Raw genomic sequence first — 18515 nt, forward strand, 5'->3', positions numbered from 1 at the left:
GGTAACAGGGAAAAACGACCATGGAAGATACGCTGGCTGCAATTGCTGACGACACGGCTTCACTCGTGCAGACCTGGCACCAGGGCGACCTGCTCGCATCGGTCCAGCTCTGTCGGCGGGTGGTCGATTTAGCCGGACTGGAATACCCCGCCATCGCCGCAGCAGCGGACCACTGGGAACGCCTGACGACGACTTCTTCATCGGAAGACGCGGTGCGGTGCGAAGCAGCACTCGCGCTGTTGGTCAGTGCCGTCCGTCGGGCCAGGACCGTCGCAAACGCTTAAGCCTCTTATTGCAGGATTTGACCGCGACTGGAATGGTGCAGGCCGGGCGGCCGCTTCCCGACGGCTTGCTGCATATTTATTTATATCACCCGCACTGCGCCCAGCGACACGCGGTGCGGCATCTAAAACGTGCCGCGATAGACGGGTGGGCCGTAAAGGTCCGAACGCAGAAGTGGAACCTCCGGCAGCAGCGCTCGCACCCGTCTCTCGATATCATCGCGAGCGTCACTTTGCACTCGCGGTCCCGTCATCACGCTGTCTACGCAGGACCAGTCAATAGGGAGCCTGATAAATTGAGGTAGTTGCTCGCTACGGTTCGAGATGACGTAGTCTTTCATCATATCTAATGAAAGCAATTCGGCCTCTCCAACCTCTTTCGCCTGTTCGGAAACAAAAGTCTCACTTTGAAAGAGTAAGCGGACTTCTGCCTCATGGCTAAACGGCGTGCGCTTCAAAAGAAACGTCGAAGCAATGTCTTTCCCCGATGTCGCCAGCTTGCTCTGGACCTCGACCTCCATCGCGGTGCGAAAGTCCGTCTCATTTAAATAGTCGACCGTCCCTATAAAGAGCGTATTGCTCGCCCACGGCCGATAGGCGGGATGACGCCGCACCCGGCAATCAAATAAAGACTGCATCAACTTCCGCGGAGTCGTTTCAATCCGCACGGACATCCCGTCAGGATTGTAGATGCGCCACATCGCGTCGGACTCGGCAAGCACTGACCAGCATTGGCCAAACCAAGTCCGCGAAATCGATTCAAGATTTACAGAGGCCGTTTCACCCGGAAGAGCTACGGAACGACGAAAATAAGCGGCTTCGTGTGTGTCCTCCCATCCGATGACGCGGTTCAGCGTAGTGTGGGCATTGGCCACGTCTGCCTCGAAGTGTTCGACCTTTAGAATCCGGTAAATCGGCTCGTCAAGAGCTACTTCGAACGAGTTTGCCTCGATGGAGTAAGCGTTGTCCGTCATATTGATGTCTGGAGGATAGAGGTCTCCATCGTCGCGTAGCGGGGAACCAACTGGCAAGTGGTGCCCGCACCATCATCGCCCACGCCCTCAAAGCACGAATGATTTCTTCGCCGAGCTGCCGCTTTCTATAGTCGTGCCAGGTGTCCGTGCGTTTGTCGTAGAGCCGCAACCCGAGGCGGTAAGCCACGCCCGCGACGGCGGAGTGCCCAGCAGAGCGGGAGTGGGTTTCCAGATGAGGGCGAGCGTGTCGAGACATCAATCCTCCTTGAAGTAGCCACCGCGCCCAGCGCGATGGCAAAGCGGTCATCCTGACCTAACAACAGCAGCGTGCCCCCGGCCCGCCGGACAGCTCGCCCCCTTACCGACATAAAAGCACAAAGCGACAACATGTCAAGTAAACTTGACATTCCCTTTCCAACACAGATGAGGAAGAGATTTGGGCATAGCTCATGCTCGGCTTGGACGCTTAGCGTTGGCTCCGCAGGACGCGTTGCAATCGTAGAATGCTAAGACGCGCTCTGCCGTTTGCTCCTTATCCAAGCTGCTCATTCGATACCCGTGGGAGAAACACTCGGCGCTCCTTGCAAAGCAGGCCGTGCAGATGGAGGGTTCATCGCGGCAAAGGCCTGGATTCCTGCTGCAACGGCAGATATGAACGCGACGATGATTAGAAATACTTGAATACGGGTAGCAGAACGGTGCCTTTGCTGATCAATATCCAGTTGTTCCAGAGTATGGATAATTTGAGGCTGCACGGTATACCGCAAGCCATCCTTCTCGCGCTCGAGGTCCTTCGTCGCTACCAGTGACTCCAGCAGAGCGTGCTCGCGGTTCAACATGATGCGCCATTTGGGGTGTCGGCTTAAGTTCCTACGGGGTTCTGCCTTCAAGCGGGTGAACGGATAGAGCAGGAAATCTCTATCTTTCAGCCACTGCTCGACAATGAAACGAACCATGTGATGACGTTGGATAGACGGGAGACTTCGCTTGTTCGCTAACCACTGCATCAACTCGAGCCGCCAGAAACTGACCATATGCCTCCCGGTAGCAATGAACCGGTGCATTTCCCGAACTGATGTAAAGGTATATTCGTAATGCCCGTGGTAATACTTGCATTGGATAGACAGGCCGACCGCCCTTTCCACGGTCAGAATCGCGGGGTGGACATATCGCCGCTCCGAGTCGTCAAACACCAGAATCTCCGCGCGTCCGTCGGTCAGCTGCCGAAATAGGAAGTCTTCCCCGTCGGCCCCGCGGAGATAGAGGGAGAAGTAGTCTCGGTTCTCTAGCCCTGATGACAGCGGTATCTCTTCCGGGGAGTGCTTGCGATTGACCAACTGAAACAACCACAACATCAATCGTGCATCGTTGTCCATATTTGTTCTTCCTCTCCCAGGCAGGCATGCGCAAATGTTGGGCGGCTGTTCACCGAGCGCCGCGCTCGGCACGAGGTTCAGCAATCATCGGCTTCCCGGCCATCATCAGCATACAGTCGTCCAAAGGCGCTTCGGGCCAACGTTGCGGCGGAACCGCCTGAAGGTCGATGATCAACGCAGCGCTATCGTCGTTGCTTAGCCGGCGATAGCGGGCCAAGTCCTGCATCCGAAAATTCCAGGTCGGCACGTCCCGCTCCCATGTCAGCATGAACGACAGCGGATAGAATTTCAGCAGTTTGAAGAACAGCGGTGGATGACCGCCCAGTCGGCCCAGGGACACATCCCGAAGAATGACCTGGTCGCTGAATGGATAGGGCCAATAGAAGCATTCCATCTGCCGCGGCGGCGGGAGCCGGGTGTCTAGAAAGAACTCCACCATGGCCTCTTCCATCGGCCCCAACGGCCCTCGCCCGGACTGGGTAGCAAGCGTGTGGCCCACAATGGACCGCAAGACGCGCATCGGGCGCACCTCGACCGTGAAGCTCGGTGGGAGTGCCAGTGGCGAGCGCATTACCGTGCTGGCGTGGTTGCACAACTTCAGCAGCTCGGGGTCGCACTCGGCGCCCAGCCGCTCGTTATTGCAGCGTGGACAGAGGGACCGGAACTTCACCCCATCCTGGGATAGCTGAAATTTTCCCTGGACCTTATCGGTGGAAAGGCGGTCCATCAGGTCACGCATTTCCATAGCTGTGCCTTTGGCGATGCCCTTCGGCGGCACATGGTCCACCGTGAGCTGGGCCGGAGTGCCACAGATGGAACAAGGGCCGCGTAGTGGGCCATGAACGAGGAATGGGTCTTTCATATGAAGACGTTCGGCATTAAAAATATTACATGTAATGGATAAAAGACGAAACCGTCAGCACAGACGGTTGACGAAGTGCGCGACACTGTTAACGTCCGTTACCACATACGGAAGACCGGAGAGCAACGCTGTGAAAACCGAGCTGAAGTTGGCCAAGCTTTGGCTCGCAATTCTTTGCGCATCGGTCGTATTGTCGGCAATCTATGCTGAATTCTTTCGGTTCAAGTAAATTTACGTTGTGCAGTAATGCACGCCTTGCACCGAAAAATAGAACGCTTTCCAATACAACATAAAAAACACGATACCAACGATCGCTATTGCCGAAAACATAAACAACAGGAAGCCACCGATATACGAGTTCCGTGACATGTCGGCAATCACTCTGACGCCGAAAAAAATCAAGGTGACGATGAATGCAGCGACGGCGATCGTTACAATTGCAGGTTTGGCGCATCGATGTGTAAGGATGTAACAAACAAGCCCTGCAAGCAGCAGCAACACGGAAAACAAGTAAAACAGCTTCTCAGCTGAAAAGACTATACGGTCAGACGCTCTTTCAAGAACCACATCTTTTGCTTTTCCGAAATATAGTCCTGCTCCTGCACAAACACCTGCTGCGCAAGGCAGCTCATAAGACAAAAAGTCCCAAAAATCTTTGAGCTCCAGAGAACCAGAAACATAAATGATCGGGAGTATTGTTAGGGTTGCAGCTAACGTCCAAAGAAGTAAACGTATTGATGTATCGGCTTTCATTTCTCAAAACCGTTAGGAAATTAGAAGTCGAAGCTAACAGCTGCGTGCGCCTTGTTCGCCAACTCAAGCATGGAATACCGCCTGGAATAGGCAGCATGGTGCTCATCGCCTAGCTCGTGCCCAACGAACTGTGCGCGATACTCCGACGGCACTCCCGCGCTTTGCATGGTCTGCACCACCGTCTTTCTTAAGCTGTGAAACCCGACCTTGCCTACTCGTGGCTCAATACCAACAGACTTGATGTAACGACCAAACGCGGCAGACAAGAAATTGCCGTGTCCATTGACCGAGCCAACTTTGGTTCGGGGGAACAACCTCGTTTGTCCATCCTTCCGAAGAGACTCTACATGGCGCAACACGCCCCACTCGATAAGCCTAGGATGCAACGGGACCGAGCGCTCACTTGCATCCGTTTTGAGGCTCTGGCCTAAACCCTCGGCAGAAATTCGGATGCACGGCAATCCGTCTTGGAAGACAAAATCATCCAAGCGAAGTTGGCCGAGTTCTGACACGCGGGCACCGGTGTAAAGCCCGAGCAGCGCGCCCAACTGAATGTCCTTTCTAAGCGTTGCGAACGCAGGACCATAGATGACGGCCAACTGCTCCGGATTGAACGCTTCAAAGCCCAGCTTTCGCCGTAGCCGTTTCTCACGCACGCCATATTTGACCTGCCCCTGCGCGGGGTTATCCCCGACAGGCACATGTCCGGCCGTCTGCGCCCACGCAAAAAAGGCTTTGAGATAGGACGTTTTGTTGGCGAGTGTCGGGGTTGCCAGTTGTGCCGCCCGAAGGCTCTGCACCCATTCCGACACATCGGTGCGCGTGCAGTCCGCCAATGGCGACTTGAGCCCTTTCCATGTCGCAAAGCCGTTGACCGCGGCCCTCTTCTGACTGCGGGTCTTATCCGGCAGCAGCGCGGAATCGAGCGTCAACAGATATTTCCGTGCGGCTTCGCCAACCGTGATGCCTGCCACGGTGCGCAACACTCGGCCTTTCGGTCGATGGGTGCGCCGACCATCGATGGCGACACCGCCATGGCCTGGTTGCCCATCAACACACGCAGGACCTCGACGGCCTGGGCATGTTCTTCGTCCGAGTTGTTCTCGGTCGCCAGAGTGAATCCAGTGCGGGTGTGTTCGAGCTTCCAAGGCTCGATATGCAGCGGGTGTCCGGGGTCGTCCACATCGAGCAGGAATGCGTCGTTGGGTGCCAGTTGCTTCATCCCTTTGAGCCTCCTTGCCTGGTCGAACAACGCCGCGTAGCGCGCGGACAAGGCATACGCGTGCACCTGCGCCATCCGCGGGTCCCTTGTCCCAAGACTACGCTTAATGACGCGTTGGCGGAGCGTCACCTGAAGGTCTAACGCCACCTTCTGCCGAAAATGAAGCATGCCGGTCGACGACCGAACCAAGTGATGAGGTAACCGCATTGAAGTGTCCAAGCGGGCGTCCACACACCGAAACTGGTGATCGCAAGGAAAGTACTTGCGTATCAGTTGCTTGGCTTATGCTGGCGGAGAGAGTGGGATTCGAACCCACGGTAGGCTCACACCTACGGCAGTTTTCAAGACTGCTGCCTTAAACCACTCGGCCATCTCTCCGTATTTTTACCGCGCGCCACCAAGGCATTGCACCCCAGCGGCGCGCCATTGTACCCGACCAACCCCCGATCAGGTCACGCAATCGCTTCCAAACCCGCCATATAAGGCCTAAGCACCTCAGGCACCTCAATCGACCCATCCTTCCGCTGGAAATTCTCCATAACAGCAACCAGCGTCCGCCCCACAGCCAACCCCGACCCATTCAGCGTATGCACCAGCTCCGGCTTCCCGGTAGCCGGATTCCGCCACCGGGCCTGCATCCGCCGTGCCTGGAAGTCCGTGCAGTTCGAGCAGCTGCTGATCTCGCGGTACGTGTTCTGCGACGGCAGCCAGACCTCGAGGTCATACGTCTTTGCCGCCGCGAAGCCCATGTCCCCCGTGCACAGCTGCACCTTCCGGTACGGCAGGCCCAGCTTCTGCAGGACCGTCTCGGCGTGCCCCACCATCTCCTCCAGCTGAGCCATGCTGGTCTCGGCGGTGGCGATCTGCACCATTTCGACCTTTTCGAACTGATGCTGGCGGATCATGCCGCGGGTGTCGCGGCCGTAGCTGCCGGCTTCGGCGCGGAAGCACATGGAATGGGCGGTCAGGCGCATGGGCAGCTCGTCGGCTTCGACGATGCTCTCGCGGACCAGGTTGGTCAGGGTCACTTCCGAGGTCGGGATGAGGTAGCGCTTCGCGTCGCCGATCTGGGTCGCGAACAGATCCTCCTCGAACTTCGGCAGCTGGCTGGTGCCCTCCATCGCGGCCGGGTTCACGATCAGCGGCACGTTGTGCTCGAGGTATCCGTGCTGCGTGGTGTGCAGGTCGAGCATGAACTGGGCGAGCGCGCGGTGCAGGTGCGCGAGCTGGCCGCGCAGGACGGTGAAGCGCGCGCCGCTGAGCTTGGAACCGGCGTCGCCGTCCAGCCAGCCGTGGCGGACGCCCAGGTCGACATGATCCTTGACCTCGAAGTCGAACGCACGGGCGTGGCCCCAACGGAGAATCTCGAGGTTGTCGTTCTCGTCCTTGCCGATGGGAACGGAATCGTCCGGCAGGTTGGGCAGGCCCAGCGAGATGTCGGCCAGCTTGGCCTGGACGTCGGCCAGGGCCTGTTCGTTGGCCTTGAGCTTGTCGCCAATACCGGCTACCTCGGCCATCAGCGGGGCGACGTCTTCGCCCTTGCTCTTGGCCTGGCCGATCGCCTTGGAACGCGTGTTGCGCAGGTTCTGCAGCTCCTGGGTCTCGGTGGCGAGGGCCTTGCGCTCGGATTCGAGGCGCTCGATCGTGGCGACGTCGAGGTCGAAGTTCCGGGCGGCGCGCAGGCGTTCCGCCGTTTCGGCGAGTTTGCCGCGCAGGAGAGCAGGATCCAGCATGGGTCGGGTTCCGTGGGTGTTCGAGCGGAGGATTATCGCAAATTCGGGGGGTCTCATGCCCGCCCGATGCCAGATCCTCGTCGAACCCCACCACGGGCGCCTTAGGGAAGGCGCCATCAGCCCGTCGATGACACGGGATACCTCCGTCCCGTGTCAGGGTATCAGGCGGCCTTCTCAGCCCGCATCTGCTTCGACAACTGCTCGGACAATAGCGTCAGCTTCTCGTCGGCCGCCTTCTCCTCAGCCAGCGTCGCGACGAGCAGCGGCACGGCATCGGTGTAGCCAAGCTGCTTGGCGAGCGCGATGAGAGTGCCGTAAGAGGCGATCTCATAATGCTCCACCTTGTTTCCGCCGCCGATCAGGGCGGCATCACGCAGCGGGCCTTCTTCGACGCCGTCGATCACTTCCTTGCCCTCTTCCACCAGCCCTTCCATCGCGGCGCACTTGATGCGCTTCAGACGGATACCCAGAAGCTCGACAACCTGATCGATGCGCTCGACCTGGCCCTGCGTTTCCTCAAGGTGAGACGTGAATGCTTCTTTGAGCTCCGGAGCCGTCGATGCACGTGCCAGTCGCGGCAGCGACTTGGTGAGTTGCTTCTCGGCGCTGTAGATATCGGATAGCTCGTGGATGAAGAGATCTTCGATGGTTTTGATAGTCATGGCGCTGTCTCCCGGATAAGACTTCCGAAACTAGCGCTATGGATGTTTGCGCGCACCGCAACGCGGGTGAAGAGAGCGAACACCTGAGTGAACGCGGCTCCCGAAAGCTACTTAGGTATCCACCCGTTGCCCGCAATGCTTACCAGGCCGATTCCGGAAACGCATCCAGCGGAATCCGCAGGTAGCGCCGACCGTTAGCCTCAGGCTCCGGCAACCGCCCACCGCGCAGATTTACCTGCAACGCAGGCAACAGCAGCTTCGGCATGGGCAGCACCCTGTCCCGCCCATGGCGCAACGCGATGAACCGAGCTTCATCCAGGCCGACCACATGCGTATTGGTGGCCAGTTGCTCGGCCACCGTACTTTCCCAGCGTGGCTCGCGACCGCCAGGCTGGTAATCGTGTCCGGTGAACAACCGCGTCTCCGGCGGCAGCGACAGGATCCGCTGGATCGAATGCCACAGCACGCTCGCATCGCCGCCGGGAAAATCCGCGCGGGCACTGCCGCTGTCCGGCATGAACAACGTATCCGCGACGATCGCCGCGTCGCCGATCACGTACGTCACCGATGGGGCGGTATGACCCGGCGACGAGATCACGCGGACTTCCAGCGAGCCGATGGAAAACGTATCGCCTTCATTGAACAACCGGTCCCAGTAACGCCCGTCCAGCTGATCCAGTGGCAACCCGTAGATCTCGCCCCAGATGCGCTGCATGTCCAGCACGCCGGCGCCCATCGCCATCGGCGCACCGGTCTTCGACGACAGATACGCCGTGGCGGAGAAATGGTCCGCATGCGGATGCGTGTCGAGAATCCACGCGACCGTGAGCCCCTGCGACACCACCGCATCGAGCAAGGCGTCGGCGGACGTCGTCGCGACGGAGCCCGACTTCTCGTCGAAGTCGAGCACCGGATCGATGATGGCGCAGTGCTTCGTGACCGGGTCGGCGACGATGTATTGCACCGTGCCCGTCCGCGGCTCCCAGAACCCCTGGACGTGCGGCCCGGATGTGTCGGTGTTCATGGATCACTCCTTGCGTGCGACGCCCTCGCGCTGCAGAGGAGTCCATTGTAGACGACGACCGACCGAGCGCCAGAACGTCGCGCCGAGCATCACCGCGAGGCCGATGTTGACCACGACCTCGCCCGGCCAGACGTTGCCGTAGCTGATGTCCTGAAAACCGATCCGGTCCGCCACGATGCCAAGGATGTTGGCAAAGGCACCGGCGGCGATACAGGCGTGACACGTGCGGTTGATGCGCCGCAGGCTGAGATCGGTCAGCAGCCAGCAGGCCGAGACCATGATGACCGCACTGCAGGCAAGGTCGGTGTAAAGAAAGAAAAGTGCGTTCACGGGTTATCGCCTCCAGCGATACGGTCGATGACGCGATTGGCCAGTGTTTCACCGCGCGAGTCGATCAGTCGCTGCACGATCATCGTCAGGCGTAAACCGAAACAACCGATGAGAAAAGAGACGCCAGCGTGTACCTCCGCCGGCGAGTCGGGAAGAAAACGCCGCTCCAGCGCAGGCCCCAGGAAGATCGCCATCATCGCCCCGCATACCACCTGGACGACGGCCCGCTTGCGCGATGCCTCGTTGCCAAGCGCCACAGGCAGGATGGCGCCGCCCACGGCCGCCAGCAGCAGCCAGAAACGGGTGAAGAGAACCACGGAATCCATGATGGCGACCTCGCTGTGGTCAGGGGGACGTGACCGGAGCCAGACGGCCGTGCCATGTCGAGCGCGGACCGTCGAAGACCAGATCCAGCTCACGTTTCGGCTCGGCGGCTACCTTGATCCGAAGATCGTGATTCAACACGCCGTCGCAGAACCTGCCGCCGTTGACGGACGGGGCGAAGCGATAGATCAACGTGTCGCCGTCGGCCTTCAGGAATCGGGCCGGCACGTCGCACGACAGCGGCTCGTTGAAATGCAGCCTGACCAGCTGCGGTGCGAACGTCAGCCGCAATGCGACATCGGAGTTTGCCTGCTGGATAAGGCCTTGCCATACCCCCTGCGGCTCGGCGGCGACGGCCAGGGTCGGCAGCGCCGCGATGAGAGCGGCAAGGCTCAGGCACTTCATGGTGTTCAGATGCATCGTGATCTCCTTACATGTTGGGTGGTGGGCTCACGCTACCGAGCAAGCCACACCGCGAAGCCGGCTAAGCCGGCAAGAAACAGTACGTGTGCCGTGATCCGTACGGCGCTGCGGCCGCGACGCGACCGTGGAGGAACCTCGGTACTGGCGATCAGGGCGCTTTGCCAGGCAGTCGACACGCGCAGGCCGGAGAGTCTGTCCATCAGGACGCTCCCGCCTGGGACACGACGACCGGACGTCCATCGAGCGACACGTCGGCCCGCCAGGCGTCGGCGGCACGAAAGCGGATCACCATGCGGTGCAGTGGGCGTCGCCGGAACCAGCGAGGTGGGGGTGGATTCATGTCGATGATCAGTGCATCGGCCGCACCGCGCACCCGCTCGTAGCGCAGGCGACAGTCGAACGCCACCGACAGTTCGGTGACCTGGGGCAGGCGCGGATCGCGGAACCAGCTCATCGGTATCACCACGGGATCCAGCGTCGCGTCGTCGCGGGGACCGCGCGGAATGTCCACGTGCAATGCCTCGTTTCCGGCACGATCGTGTTCGTAATGCAAGCCCCGGCGACGGCGCAGACCGTCATTGGCCGCCTCCACGGAAACACGCAACGCGAACAACAACTGATCGAAGCTGCACTCGGCCATGGCACCCTACCCCTCGGTCATCCACGACGGCTTCCGCGGAAAGCCCACGTGGTAGCAAAGCCACTGCAGCACGACCTGATGCTCGCCGACCTGCAGAATGGTGAAACTCTTTTCCGTCCCGATGATCGAGCCCTTCGGCGAATCGGTGAGGCAGCGATTGAGCAAGGCGCGCGCTTCTTCCACCTGCGCCTCCGTACTCATCTGGTTGGGGTTGTCGCTGCCGACAACCACACGCTTGACGAACTTGACGTCAGTCAGATCGAACATCCCTGGGTCTCCTGGAGAGAATCGCGACGGCCTTGCGGACGCCGCGACTCGAGGTGTGGAACAAACCGCTTACGGACCCGGGCCCGGACCCGTTGCCGGAGCCGGAGCCGGCGCCGGAATGGCCGTGGGTGCGATCTTGGTCTTCTTCGGCAAGGCGTTACCCGGCACGGCCACCGGCGCGCCGACCTTGCGCGGCGCGCAGGCGGTCTGCAGGATGTCCAGCACGCGCGACAGGCCTTCCGGCATGCCACCGTCTTCCGCGTGTACTTCGACGTGATAACGCGCCGAGTTGTCGGACTTGCGGGTGTTTTCCTTGTGGGTGGCGACCGAACCGGACACCTTGGCGGAGGCCTTGAAGATGCCCCAGCCGATCGACATCTCGGCGCTGAACTCGCCCTTCTTGTCTTCGCTTTCGGTGCTGCTGAAAGACGACTTCACTTCCATGTCGAAGGTGATGTCGACCTTGGTGATGCTGAGGCTGGGCACCTTGACGATGGCCAGCAGCGGCACCACGATCTCGACGTCTTCCTCGGCGGTGCCGCCCTGGACATTGGGATCGTCGACGGGACGCTTGAAGCGGAACGTGGCGGTACGGGTATCGCCCACGCCATTGGGATCGTTCGCGGCCGGCGGCAGAAAGCCGATGACCTTGATGAAATCCGCGGTGGCCTGGGCCAGCTTGACCTGCGCTTCGCAGGCGGCGCTGAGCGGCGAACCGATCAGGTCGCCCATGGGCAGACCCTTGAACTGACTCGACATGTTGACGAGTTCGTCAGCCATGATGTGACTCCTGGTGAGATGTGACGCGACACGCGGAATGCGCGTCGCGGTTCAGCGCGACCGACGTGTTCAGTCGCCCGGCTTGAACGTCTTGAAGACCCCCTGGGTCTGCGCGAGGTGATTCATCAGCCGCGACGCGCCGTCGGTCGGCTCGCTGCCTTCCACGCGCAGCACCACGTGCACGGACCCGCCGCGACGATCGCTGCCACCGACCGAGGGATCGACCCGCAGGTGGGGGCGCGACGCGGCGCTCGCCCCCTTCCAGCCGGGCTCATGGGGCGCGTCGTCACCCGGTGGGTCGCCCTCGATCAGCGGACCGAGGTCCGCGTCGAAGGTGATCTCGACATCCTTGATGCGCAGCACGTTGGTCGAGACCAGGGGAAGGATCGGCGCGCGATACAGGTCTTCATCGTCCTCGCCGGCCTGCGGATGCAGGGACGGCATGCGGATGACGACGCTCCTGGGCCGGTTGTCCTCATCGAAAAAATCGCTGAGGTGGGAGATCTGGTGTTGCTCGATGCGGTCCTGCGCATCGACCACCGCGCCCGCGATGGCTTCGATCAGGGTATTGAGCGAGGTCTGCGCGGCCATGGCTCAGGGGCCTCCCGTGGCGGCTTGCGGCAGATCGGGAAAAGAGTCGACACGGTTGAGCCAGCCTTTCAGGAACTTGCCCAGCCCCGGCCGCTGGGCGACGAGGTTCTTGTAGTAATCCTTGCGACCCTGCTTGTACGCGGTGTAAACCGCGACGTTGTCGACCTTGCCCAGCGCGGCGAGCGTACCGGCGCCGATGACGCCATCGACCGCGATTTGCGGCGTAATCCCCTGCGCATTGAGCACGCGCTGGAGCAGCCTGGATGCGTTGCCACCGGCGTTGACCTGAAAGTCGAAGACGATGTTCGCCAGATCCTGCAGCGCGATCTCGTCGCCGCGCACCTTGTCCCAGTACAACGCCTTGTAGATCCTGCCCGCGTCCGCGTCGCTCAGCGCACGCAGGTTATCGAGCGTAGGCTCGACACCCAGAAGGCGTTTGGCGCACTGCTGAAACGTGCCCAGCGTGATGCCTTTGTTGGTCGCGCCGCCCGGATCCGCGGGGTCGTTGACGAACCCTCCCTCATGTCTGAGTAGCGTGGGAAAGAAGCTGTTGAAGTCGGCCATGGTGTGAGCTCCTGAAAAGACGCGGTGGCGTCCGTGGAGTCACTATCCGTGGGTGGTGGCAATGGCGGCATCGGCAAAACACTGAATCGCGCGGCCGCCGTTGCTGACCTGCGGGACTCACGGATCGAGCGTGGTGAGTCCTTCGCGCAAGGCGTATCGCGTGAGCTGCGCGATGCCGTTGATGCCCAGTTTCGCCATGATGTGTTCCCGGTGCGTGCCGACGGTCTTGATGCTGACGTGCAATCGCTCGGAAATGTCGCGTGCACTGAGCCCTTCGGCGAACAGCTGGGTGATTTCGCGCTCGCGCGCACTCAGCGCTCCGGTCGTCGCAAACGACGGTCCATCCTGGCGACGCAGACCATCCACCAGCAGATGCCCTATGTCCGGACTGATGAAGTAACGCTGGCGCATCACCGTATCGATCGCCTCACGTAGCACGTCGAAGCCGTCGCGCTTCAGCACGTAACCGTGGGCGCCCGCGTCGAAGGCGGCGCGTACCCATCGGGAGTCCTCGTAGCCGGAAAGGCAGAGAAGCCGGGTTTGTGGACAGCGCGGTGCGATCCGCCGGATCGCTTCCAGACCACTGAGTCCGCGCATGGCACAGTCGAAGACGATCAGTCCTGGCTGCTGTCGCAACGCCAGACGCACGCAGTCGCGACCGTCCGCGGTACTGCCGATGACCTGGTAGCGCGTGGAGTGACTCAGCAGCGCCGCCACGCCGTCGCGCAACAGCGCCTGCTCGTCCGCAAGCAGGACCGGCACGGGCATCATGCGAGCCGCCCACGGCAAAAGCCGCCATCGATGGCGGTGAAATGATGCTGCGAATCCATCGTCGGTCCCCCGATTGACTACCCTTACCGGCGGACGCTTCGCTGCCGGCTGGCGGCCACGGGTGCTCCCGGTGGCCGCGCCACGACGGCACGGCCGCAGCGTGCCGTCGCGTACACGGGGTCGGGTTTGGGACGCAGGTAATCGCCAGGCATGACACGATCCGGTCGGTGGAAGGAGTGGTCACGGTATGTCGTGACGCCCCACCAGCCGTATCGGCCAAATGCTGATTTTTCGAGCCGAAGCCGCTGCGGCGGCTAAGCCGTACCGATGCGCGTCGCTTCCGGGGGAAGCACGGTCAGTTCCCGCCAGTCGAGTTGCTCGAGCAGGAAGTTGTAATCGTCGTCGCTTAGCTGAAATTCCAGACGGCAGCGTTCGAGCTCCGCCCGCTGCGCGGCGATGGCGGCGAGCGACAAGGCACAGTGCCGCTGATGCGCATCGCCGCGTGGCGGCTCGTCCAGCGCGTCGACCTCGATGCGGAACAGCGCCGCCAGCCGCGCGCCCTCTTCACTGGCTTCGTCCTCCAGCCGATGCAGGGCTGCCCGGGCCAGACCGCGACGGACCGCGACGAGCTCGCGCTCGGTCACCGCGCGATGATCCAGCCCCAGCAGCCGGATTATCGGCGCGAGGGTAAGCCCCTGCACCACCAGCGTGGCCAGCACCACGCCGAAGGCGGCGAGAACCACCGTGTCCCGCTGCGGGAAGTCCGCCGGCAGGATGAACGCCGTCGCCAGCGTCACCAGCCCGCGCATACCGCACCATCCGGCCAGCGTGGCCTGCCGCCAGGTGGCGGGCTCCTCCCGTCCCGAACGACGGCGGTACCACGCCACCGCGCGATTGAAGCCGAGCGCGACAACCAGCCGGACGACCACGACGATGGCGATCACCAGCCCGGTGAAGGCGAGCGCGTGGCGCAGGTGCTCGCCGCTCATGTCGCCGATGATCCGCCGCGCCTGAAGGCCCATCAGCAGGAAGGCGAGCACATTGAGCACGAACACCACGACGTTCCACACCGCGTACGACTGCACGCGCATGCGCGGCGAGGTCGGTCGCGCCGTACGCGACGCGAGCGTCATCGCCAGCGCCACCACGGCGAGCACGGGCGATACGTGAAGGTGCTCGGCGATGATCCAGACGAGGAAGGTGTTGACGAACTGCAGCAGGTTACTGTCCAGCGCGCCCGTGACGAGCCGGCTCATGTACGGCATCAGCCAGGCGGCGACCATGCCGAATAACACACCGCCGGGCGCCGCCAGTGCGAATCCGCCGACCTGGGCCGCCGTGAGTCCGCCGGACATCTGCGCGGTCAGCGCGGCGCTGAACAGCAACAGCGCGGCCGCGTCGTTGAACAGGCTCTCGCCGCGCAGGATCGCGTCGGTGGCGCGCGGAATCGCCATGCCGGAAAGTATCGCCGTGGCCGCCGCCGCGTCCGGCGGCGCCACGATCGCACCGAGCACCAGCGCCGCGGCGATCGGCAGGCCCGCGAACGCCCAGCCCACCCACGCGACCAGCAGAGCCGTGATAAGCACCCCGCCGAGCGCGAAGATGACCAGCGGTACCCAGAAACGCCTGGCGGTGGTCACGGGGAAATCGAACGCCGCATCCATGAGCGCCGGCGCGATGAATAACGGCAAAGCGGTCCGCGGATCGATCGGAAAGTCCGGTGCCCCCGGCAGAAGCGCCACGCCCACGCCCGCCAACGCCAGCATTGACGGATACGGCAACGACAGATGCCGCGCCACCTGCAGCAATACGATGGCCGCCAGCAGCAGCAAAAGAAGGCTTTCGAATAACGTCACGGGCGGGACTTCCCCAAGTCGGTCCGCGCAGGCTACCCGGCAATAACGCTCTTGGGTAGGAGTCGGACTTGCTGGCGCTTGCGGTTGCCTTGGTCAGATGCTCTTCGTGCGAACTGGGTCGCGCGCGGGGCGCGCTCCTACAACGGGCCGGTGGGATCCGGGCCTGCTGGCGATGCTCCCCGCTTCAACCACCATCCGATAGAGGCACCCGCGAGCAACCACCCGAACGCGATCTCCAGCAGCGACCCCACCGTGAACGCGTCCGGAAACCGGTACCAGGTCCAGTAGGGCACGCTGATCGACAACCAGCTGAAGACGCCCATCGCCAGGCCAAGCACCAACCCGCGCGTCACGCCCACCCCGGCGCGGAGCATCACCAAGGCGAGAATCCAAGCCCCGAGCGTGTTTGTCAGCCACTGATGAAATAGGTTGCCGCCCATCTGCATGGAATCGCGCCCATGCGGCTCATAAACGATGAAAGCGAACGGGCTGGCCACCGCCTTCGCGGAGAACGCGGCGCGGGCCTTTTCATCGCCTGCGCCCCCCCTGTCGAAGTGCGGCAGCACATAGATGCCAGCCTCGGCCGGCAGGCCTTGCTTCAGGGAGGCAATCACCCTGTCTTCGTCCAGTGGTGCCCGCATGGACATCTCGCCCAGCGGTAACACCATGTGCGCGAACGCACCCCAGAGAAACATCACGAGACCACCGATCAGCGTTGCCATCGCGATACGCATGAGCCGTCTCCACCCGGGCTGTTGGTCCGAGCGTACGACTCGTCAACGCACGATGGTAGTGGCTTTCGGCAGGGGTTCTTCAGTGCCTGTCGAGCACGTATCGCTCGATGGCGACGGCCACGCCGTCCTCGTTATTGCTCGTCGTGACGTGGTTCGCCACGGCCTTCACGGTGTCGATCGCGTTGCCCATCGCCACGCCGACGCCCGCGAACTCCAGCATGACCAGATCGTTTTCCTGATCGCCGATCGCCATGATGCGATCGCTGGGGACACCCAGGTGCGCGGCCAGCGTGGCCAGCGCCCTGCCCTTGCCCGCGTCCGGATGCAGGATCTCGAGGAAGTCGTAGGCGCTCTTGACCACCGTGTAACGCTCCGTCAGTTCCGGCGGCATATTGGCGATGGCGCGATCGAGCACGGGACCGTCATCCACCATCATGAACTTCCGGAAGCGCCACGCCGGGTCCAGCTGTTCGATGGAGCGGTAAAGCAACGGCGTGCGTGAGATGTACGCGTCACGCACGGTGTGCGAGCTGATGTCCGCGTTCGGCGTCATCATGCTGCGCTCGTACAGTGCATGGAAGTGCACACCCAGGTCGCGCGAGACTTCTTCGCAATAAATGAAATCGTCATAACCGAGGGTCGTCTCGGCGATGATTTTCGTGCCCGCGGCGTTCTGCACGACCGCACCGTTGAAAGTGACGCAGTAGTCGCCCTCGCCGTTCATGCCGAGCTCCGCGAGGTATTCCTCGACACCCGAGAAAGGCCGGCCGGTGGCCAGCACGATGCGGATACCCCGGGCCCGGGCCGCCGTGATGGCCTGCTTTACCCGCGGCGTGATTTCGTGCGCGGCGTTCAACAGCGTGCCATCCATGTCGATGGCAATCAGATCGATCATCGGGAGAGTCTCAGCGTAGATGCTCCGTATCGTACCGCAATGCAGCAAATGCCGTCCGTAGCGTCGCCAGGACTCCCGCGGCAGCGGCAGAACTACTTCCGCGTCCGGGCTTCCGCACGCGCGGCGCGTAACGCATCCAGTTTCTCGCGCAATTTCGTTTCCAGTCCGCGATCGACCGGCTCATAAAAGGTCGTTCCCACCAGTTCATCGGGCAGGCACTGCTGATCCAGCGCAATGCCACCTTCGACGTCGTGGTCGTACTGGTAACCGGTGCCGTAACCCAGCCCCTTCATCAGCTTGGTCGGCGCGTTGCGCAGATGCATCGGCACGTCGAGCGTGCCCATCTGCTTCACGGTGGCCCTGGCCTTGTTGTAAGCCATGTACGCTGCGTTGCTCTTCGGCGAAATGGCCAGCCAGATCGCCAGCTGCGCCAGGCCCAGCTCGCCCTCGGGACTGCCGAGGCGCTCGTACGTATCCCACGCATCCAGCGCCATGCGCCACGCGCGCGGCTCGGCCAGACCCACATCTTCCACCGCCATCCGCGTCATGCGCCGGGCCAGATACAGCGGATCGCAGCCCCCGTCGAGCATGCGCGTCAGCCAGTAAACGGCGGCATCCGGATCGGACGAGCGCACGGATTTATGCAGGGCCGAGATCTGGTCGTAGAACTGCTCGCCGCTCTTGTCGAAACGACGCGTGCGATCCGCCAGCACCTGCTCCAGCGTCGCATCGTCGATCCGGCCGTTTTCGGCGAGCTCGGCGGCGATTTCCAGCAAGGTAAGCGCACGACGTACATCGCCATCGGCGGCACTGGCGATGAGTTTCAGCGACGCTTCGTCGACATCGAGTTCGAGATCGCCCAGACCGCGTTCCTTGTCGGCCAGCGCGCGATGCAATGCGGCCACGATATCGTCCGGGCTCACCGCGTCCAGCACGTGCACACGGCACCGTGAGAGCAACGCGGAGTTGAGCTCGAACGACGGGTTCTCGGTGGTCGCGCCGACGAAGATGATCACGCCCCGCTCGATATGCGGCAGGAAGGCGTCCTGCTGGGCTTTGTTGAAGCGATGCACCTCGTCGACGAACAGGACGGTGCGGCGCCCCTGCGCGAAGTTGCCTTCCGCCTCCGCGAGCGCCTTTCGCACGTCCGGCAGGCCGCTCATGACAGCGGAAATGGCGCGGAAGTCGGCGTCGGCGTACCGGGCGACCAGCAGGGCCAGCGTGGTCTTGCCACACCCCGGCGGTCCCCACAGGATCATCGAATGGACCTTGCCTGCCTCCAGCGCACGGCGCAGCGGCTTACCCTCGCCCGCCACCCGCTGCTGCCCCACTATCTCGTCGAGGGCACGCGGACGCATACGCTCGGCCAGGGGCTTCAGCGCTTCGGGTTCGGCAAAAAGGCCGGGGGACTGAAAAGACATGGGACTCGCGGGAGGGAGTGAAGGCCCATTAT

General features: G+C 62.1%; 22 protein-coding genes, 1 tRNA gene and 1 pseudogene. 1 reads left to right on the forward strand and 23 read right to left on the reverse strand.

Going from position 1 to position 18515, the window contains the following annotated elements:
- Positions 1–20: 20 nt before the first annotated feature.
- Positions 21–284: a hypothetical protein gene (locus B5X73_RS01525; protein WP_079520281.1), complete on the forward strand. Its 264-nt coding sequence runs from the start codon at positions 21–23 to the stop codon at positions 282–284.
- A 122-nt stretch (positions 285–406) separates the two neighbouring features.
- On the opposite strand, the gene B5X73_RS01530 is transcribed toward B5X73_RS01525, so the two are convergent.
- From B5X73_RS01530 to B5X73_RS01635, 23 genes and pseudogenes are all read right to left on the reverse strand, one after another.
- Positions 407–1255, reverse strand: coding sequence for a DUF2971 domain-containing protein (locus B5X73_RS01530; protein WP_079520282.1), 849 nt, complete (start codon positions 1253–1255; stop codon positions 407–409).
- Between the two features lie 545 nt (positions 1256–1800).
- Positions 1801–2631: a hypothetical protein gene (locus B5X73_RS01535; protein WP_079520283.1), complete on the reverse strand. Its 831-nt coding sequence runs from the start codon at positions 2629–2631 to the stop codon at positions 1801–1803.
- A gap of 49 nt (positions 2632–2680) precedes the next feature.
- Positions 2681–3493, reverse strand: coding sequence for an HNH endonuclease (locus tag B5X73_RS01540; protein WP_139382610.1), 813 nt, complete (start codon positions 3491–3493; stop codon positions 2681–2683).
- A 231-nt stretch (positions 3494–3724) separates the two neighbouring features.
- On the reverse strand, positions 3725–4246 hold the full coding sequence (locus tag B5X73_RS20520) for a hypothetical protein (RefSeq protein WP_139382611.1): 522 nt from the start codon (positions 4244–4246) through the stop codon (positions 3725–3727).
- A gap of 20 nt (positions 4247–4266) precedes the next feature.
- Positions 4267–5178, reverse strand: coding sequence for a site-specific integrase (locus B5X73_RS01550; protein WP_139382612.1), 912 nt, complete (start codon positions 5176–5178; stop codon positions 4267–4269).
- The gene (locus tag B5X73_RS20525) at positions 5175–5675 is read right to left on the reverse strand and encodes a DUF6538 domain-containing protein (RefSeq protein WP_343124635.1); all 501 of its coding nucleotides are present in this window, start codon (positions 5673–5675) and stop codon (positions 5175–5177) included. The genes B5X73_RS01550 and B5X73_RS20525 overlap by 4 nt, the downstream gene beginning before the upstream one ends.
- 81 nt (positions 5676–5756) lie before the next feature.
- Positions 5757–5846 (reverse strand) — tRNA-Ser (locus B5X73_RS01555).
- 74 nt (positions 5847–5920) lie between these two features.
- On the reverse strand, positions 5921–7201 hold the full coding sequence (gene serS, locus B5X73_RS01560; RefSeq protein ID WP_079520287.1) for a serine--tRNA ligase: 1281 nt from the start codon (positions 7199–7201) through the stop codon (positions 5921–5923).
- A gap of 161 nt (positions 7202–7362) precedes the next feature.
- Positions 7363–7863 (reverse strand): YciE/YciF ferroxidase family protein, encoded by a 501-nt coding sequence (locus B5X73_RS01565; protein WP_036112688.1) that lies wholly within the window; start codon positions 7861–7863, stop codon positions 7363–7365.
- Positions 7864–8002: 139 nt separating this feature from the next.
- Positions 8003–8887, reverse strand: coding sequence for an MBL fold metallo-hydrolase (locus B5X73_RS01570; RefSeq protein ID WP_079520288.1), 885 nt, complete (start codon positions 8885–8887; stop codon positions 8003–8005).
- A gap of 3 nt (positions 8888–8890) precedes the next feature.
- A complete protein-coding gene (locus B5X73_RS01575) occupies positions 8891–9217 on the reverse strand; it encodes a hypothetical protein (RefSeq protein ID WP_036112685.1) in 327 nt (108 codons plus the stop codon).
- Positions 9214–9543 carry a hypothetical protein gene (locus B5X73_RS01580; RefSeq protein ID WP_036112683.1) on the reverse strand — a complete coding sequence of 110 codons (330 nt, stop codon included), beginning with the start codon at positions 9541–9543 and terminating at the stop codon, positions 9214–9216. The genes B5X73_RS01575 and B5X73_RS01580 overlap by 4 nt, the downstream gene beginning before the upstream one ends.
- 19 nt (positions 9544–9562) lie before the next feature.
- Complete coding sequence (locus tag B5X73_RS01585) at positions 9563–9961, reverse strand: hypothetical protein (protein WP_036112681.1); 399 nt, start codon at positions 9959–9961, stop codon at positions 9563–9565.
- 202 nt (positions 9962–10163) lie between these two features.
- A complete protein-coding gene (locus tag B5X73_RS01590; RefSeq protein ID WP_079520289.1) occupies positions 10164–10604 on the reverse strand; it encodes a hypothetical protein in 441 nt (146 codons plus the stop codon).
- Positions 10605–10610: 6 nt separating this feature from the next.
- Entirely contained in the window at positions 10611–10871 is a 261-nt protein-coding gene (locus tag B5X73_RS01595; protein WP_036112678.1) for a hypothetical protein, read from the reverse strand.
- Between the two features lie 162 nt (positions 10872–11033).
- Positions 11034–11651, reverse strand: a pseudogene (locus B5X73_RS01600) (DUF2589 domain-containing protein); the annotation flags it as partial.
- Between the two features lie 69 nt (positions 11652–11720).
- The gene (locus tag B5X73_RS01605; protein WP_079520291.1) at positions 11721–12242 is read right to left on the reverse strand and encodes a DUF2589 domain-containing protein; all 522 of its coding nucleotides are present in this window, start codon (positions 12240–12242) and stop codon (positions 11721–11723) included.
- Positions 12243–12245: 3 nt separating this feature from the next.
- Positions 12246–12806 carry a glycoside hydrolase family 108 protein gene (locus tag B5X73_RS01610; RefSeq protein ID WP_079520292.1) on the reverse strand — a complete coding sequence of 187 codons (561 nt, stop codon included), beginning with the start codon at positions 12804–12806 and terminating at the stop codon, positions 12246–12248.
- Positions 12807–12923: 117 nt separating this feature from the next.
- Entirely contained in the window at positions 12924–13568 is a 645-nt protein-coding gene (locus tag B5X73_RS01615) for a response regulator (protein WP_217699720.1), read from the reverse strand.
- Positions 13569–13891: 323 nt separating this feature from the next.
- Positions 13892–15433, reverse strand: a complete 1542-nt coding sequence (locus tag B5X73_RS01620) for a cation:proton antiporter (protein WP_079520293.1) — start codon at positions 15431–15433, stop codon at positions 13892–13894.
- A gap of 137 nt (positions 15434–15570) precedes the next feature.
- Positions 15571–16167 (reverse strand): hypothetical protein, encoded by a 597-nt coding sequence (locus B5X73_RS01625; protein WP_079520294.1) that lies wholly within the window; start codon positions 16165–16167, stop codon positions 15571–15573.
- 79 nt (positions 16168–16246) lie between these two features.
- A complete protein-coding gene (gene yidA / locus B5X73_RS01630) occupies positions 16247–17062 on the reverse strand; it encodes a sugar-phosphatase (protein WP_079520295.1) in 816 nt (271 codons plus the stop codon).
- A 92-nt stretch (positions 17063–17154) separates the two neighbouring features.
- Complete coding sequence (locus B5X73_RS01635) at positions 17155–18483, reverse strand: replication-associated recombination protein A (RefSeq protein ID WP_079520296.1); 1329 nt, start codon at positions 18481–18483, stop codon at positions 17155–17157.
- Positions 18484–18515 lie beyond the last annotated feature (32 nt).

The organism is Luteibacter sp. 22Crub2.1 (assembly GCF_900167995.1).
In the GTDB taxonomy this organism is placed as follows: Bacteria; Pseudomonadota; Gammaproteobacteria; order Xanthomonadales; family Rhodanobacteraceae; genus Luteibacter; species Luteibacter mycovicinus.

Coding starts and splice junctions, on each gene's coding strand:
- B5X73_RS01525 (WP_079520281.1), top strand. CDS start 21: ATGGAAGATACGCTGGCTGCAATTGCTGACGACACGGCTTCACTCGTG.
- B5X73_RS01530 (WP_079520282.1), bottom strand. CDS start 1,255: ATGACGGACAACGCTTACTCCATCGAGGCAAACTCGTTCGAAGTAGCT.
- B5X73_RS01535 (WP_079520283.1), bottom strand. CDS start 2,631: ATGGACAACGATGCACGATTGATGTTGTGGTTGTTTCAGTTGGTCAAT.
- B5X73_RS01540 (WP_139382610.1), bottom strand. CDS start 3,493: ATGAAAGACCCATTCCTCGTTCATGGCCCACTACGCGGCCCTTGTTCC.
- B5X73_RS20520 (WP_139382611.1), bottom strand. CDS start 4,246: ATGAAAGCCGATACATCAATACGTTTACTTCTTTGGACGTTAGCTGCA.
- B5X73_RS20525 (WP_343124635.1), bottom strand. CDS start 5,675: ATGCGGTTACCTCATCACTTGGTTCGGTCGTCGACCGGCATGCTTCAT.
- serS (WP_079520287.1), bottom strand. CDS start 7,201: ATGCTGGATCCTGCTCTCCTGCGCGGCAAACTCGCCGAAACGGCGGAA.
- B5X73_RS01565 (WP_036112688.1), bottom strand. CDS start 7,863: ATGACTATCAAAACCATCGAAGATCTCTTCATCCACGAGCTATCCGAT.
- B5X73_RS01570 (WP_079520288.1), bottom strand. CDS start 8,887: ATGAACACCGACACATCCGGGCCGCACGTCCAGGGGTTCTGGGAGCCG.
- B5X73_RS01580 (WP_036112683.1), bottom strand. CDS start 9,543: ATGGATTCCGTGGTTCTCTTCACCCGTTTCTGGCTGCTGCTGGCGGCC.
- B5X73_RS01585 (WP_036112681.1), bottom strand. CDS start 9,961: ATGCATCTGAACACCATGAAGTGCCTGAGCCTTGCCGCTCTCATCGCG.
- B5X73_RS01590 (WP_079520289.1), bottom strand. CDS start 10,604: ATGGCCGAGTGCAGCTTCGATCAGTTGTTGTTCGCGTTGCGTGTTTCC.
- B5X73_RS01595 (WP_036112678.1), bottom strand. CDS start 10,871: ATGTTCGATCTGACTGACGTCAAGTTCGTCAAGCGTGTGGTTGTCGGC.
- B5X73_RS01605 (WP_079520291.1), bottom strand. CDS start 12,242: ATGGCCGCGCAGACCTCGCTCAATACCCTGATCGAAGCCATCGCGGGC.
- B5X73_RS01610 (WP_079520292.1), bottom strand. CDS start 12,806: ATGGCCGACTTCAACAGCTTCTTTCCCACGCTACTCAGACATGAGGGA.
- B5X73_RS01625 (WP_079520294.1), bottom strand. CDS start 16,167: ATGCGTATCGCGATGGCAACGCTGATCGGTGGTCTCGTGATGTTTCTC.
- yidA (WP_079520295.1), bottom strand. CDS start 17,062: ATGATCGATCTGATTGCCATCGACATGGATGGCACGCTGTTGAACGCC.
- B5X73_RS01635 (WP_079520296.1), bottom strand. CDS start 18,483: ATGTCTTTTCAGTCCCCCGGCCTTTTTGCCGAACCCGAAGCGCTGAAG.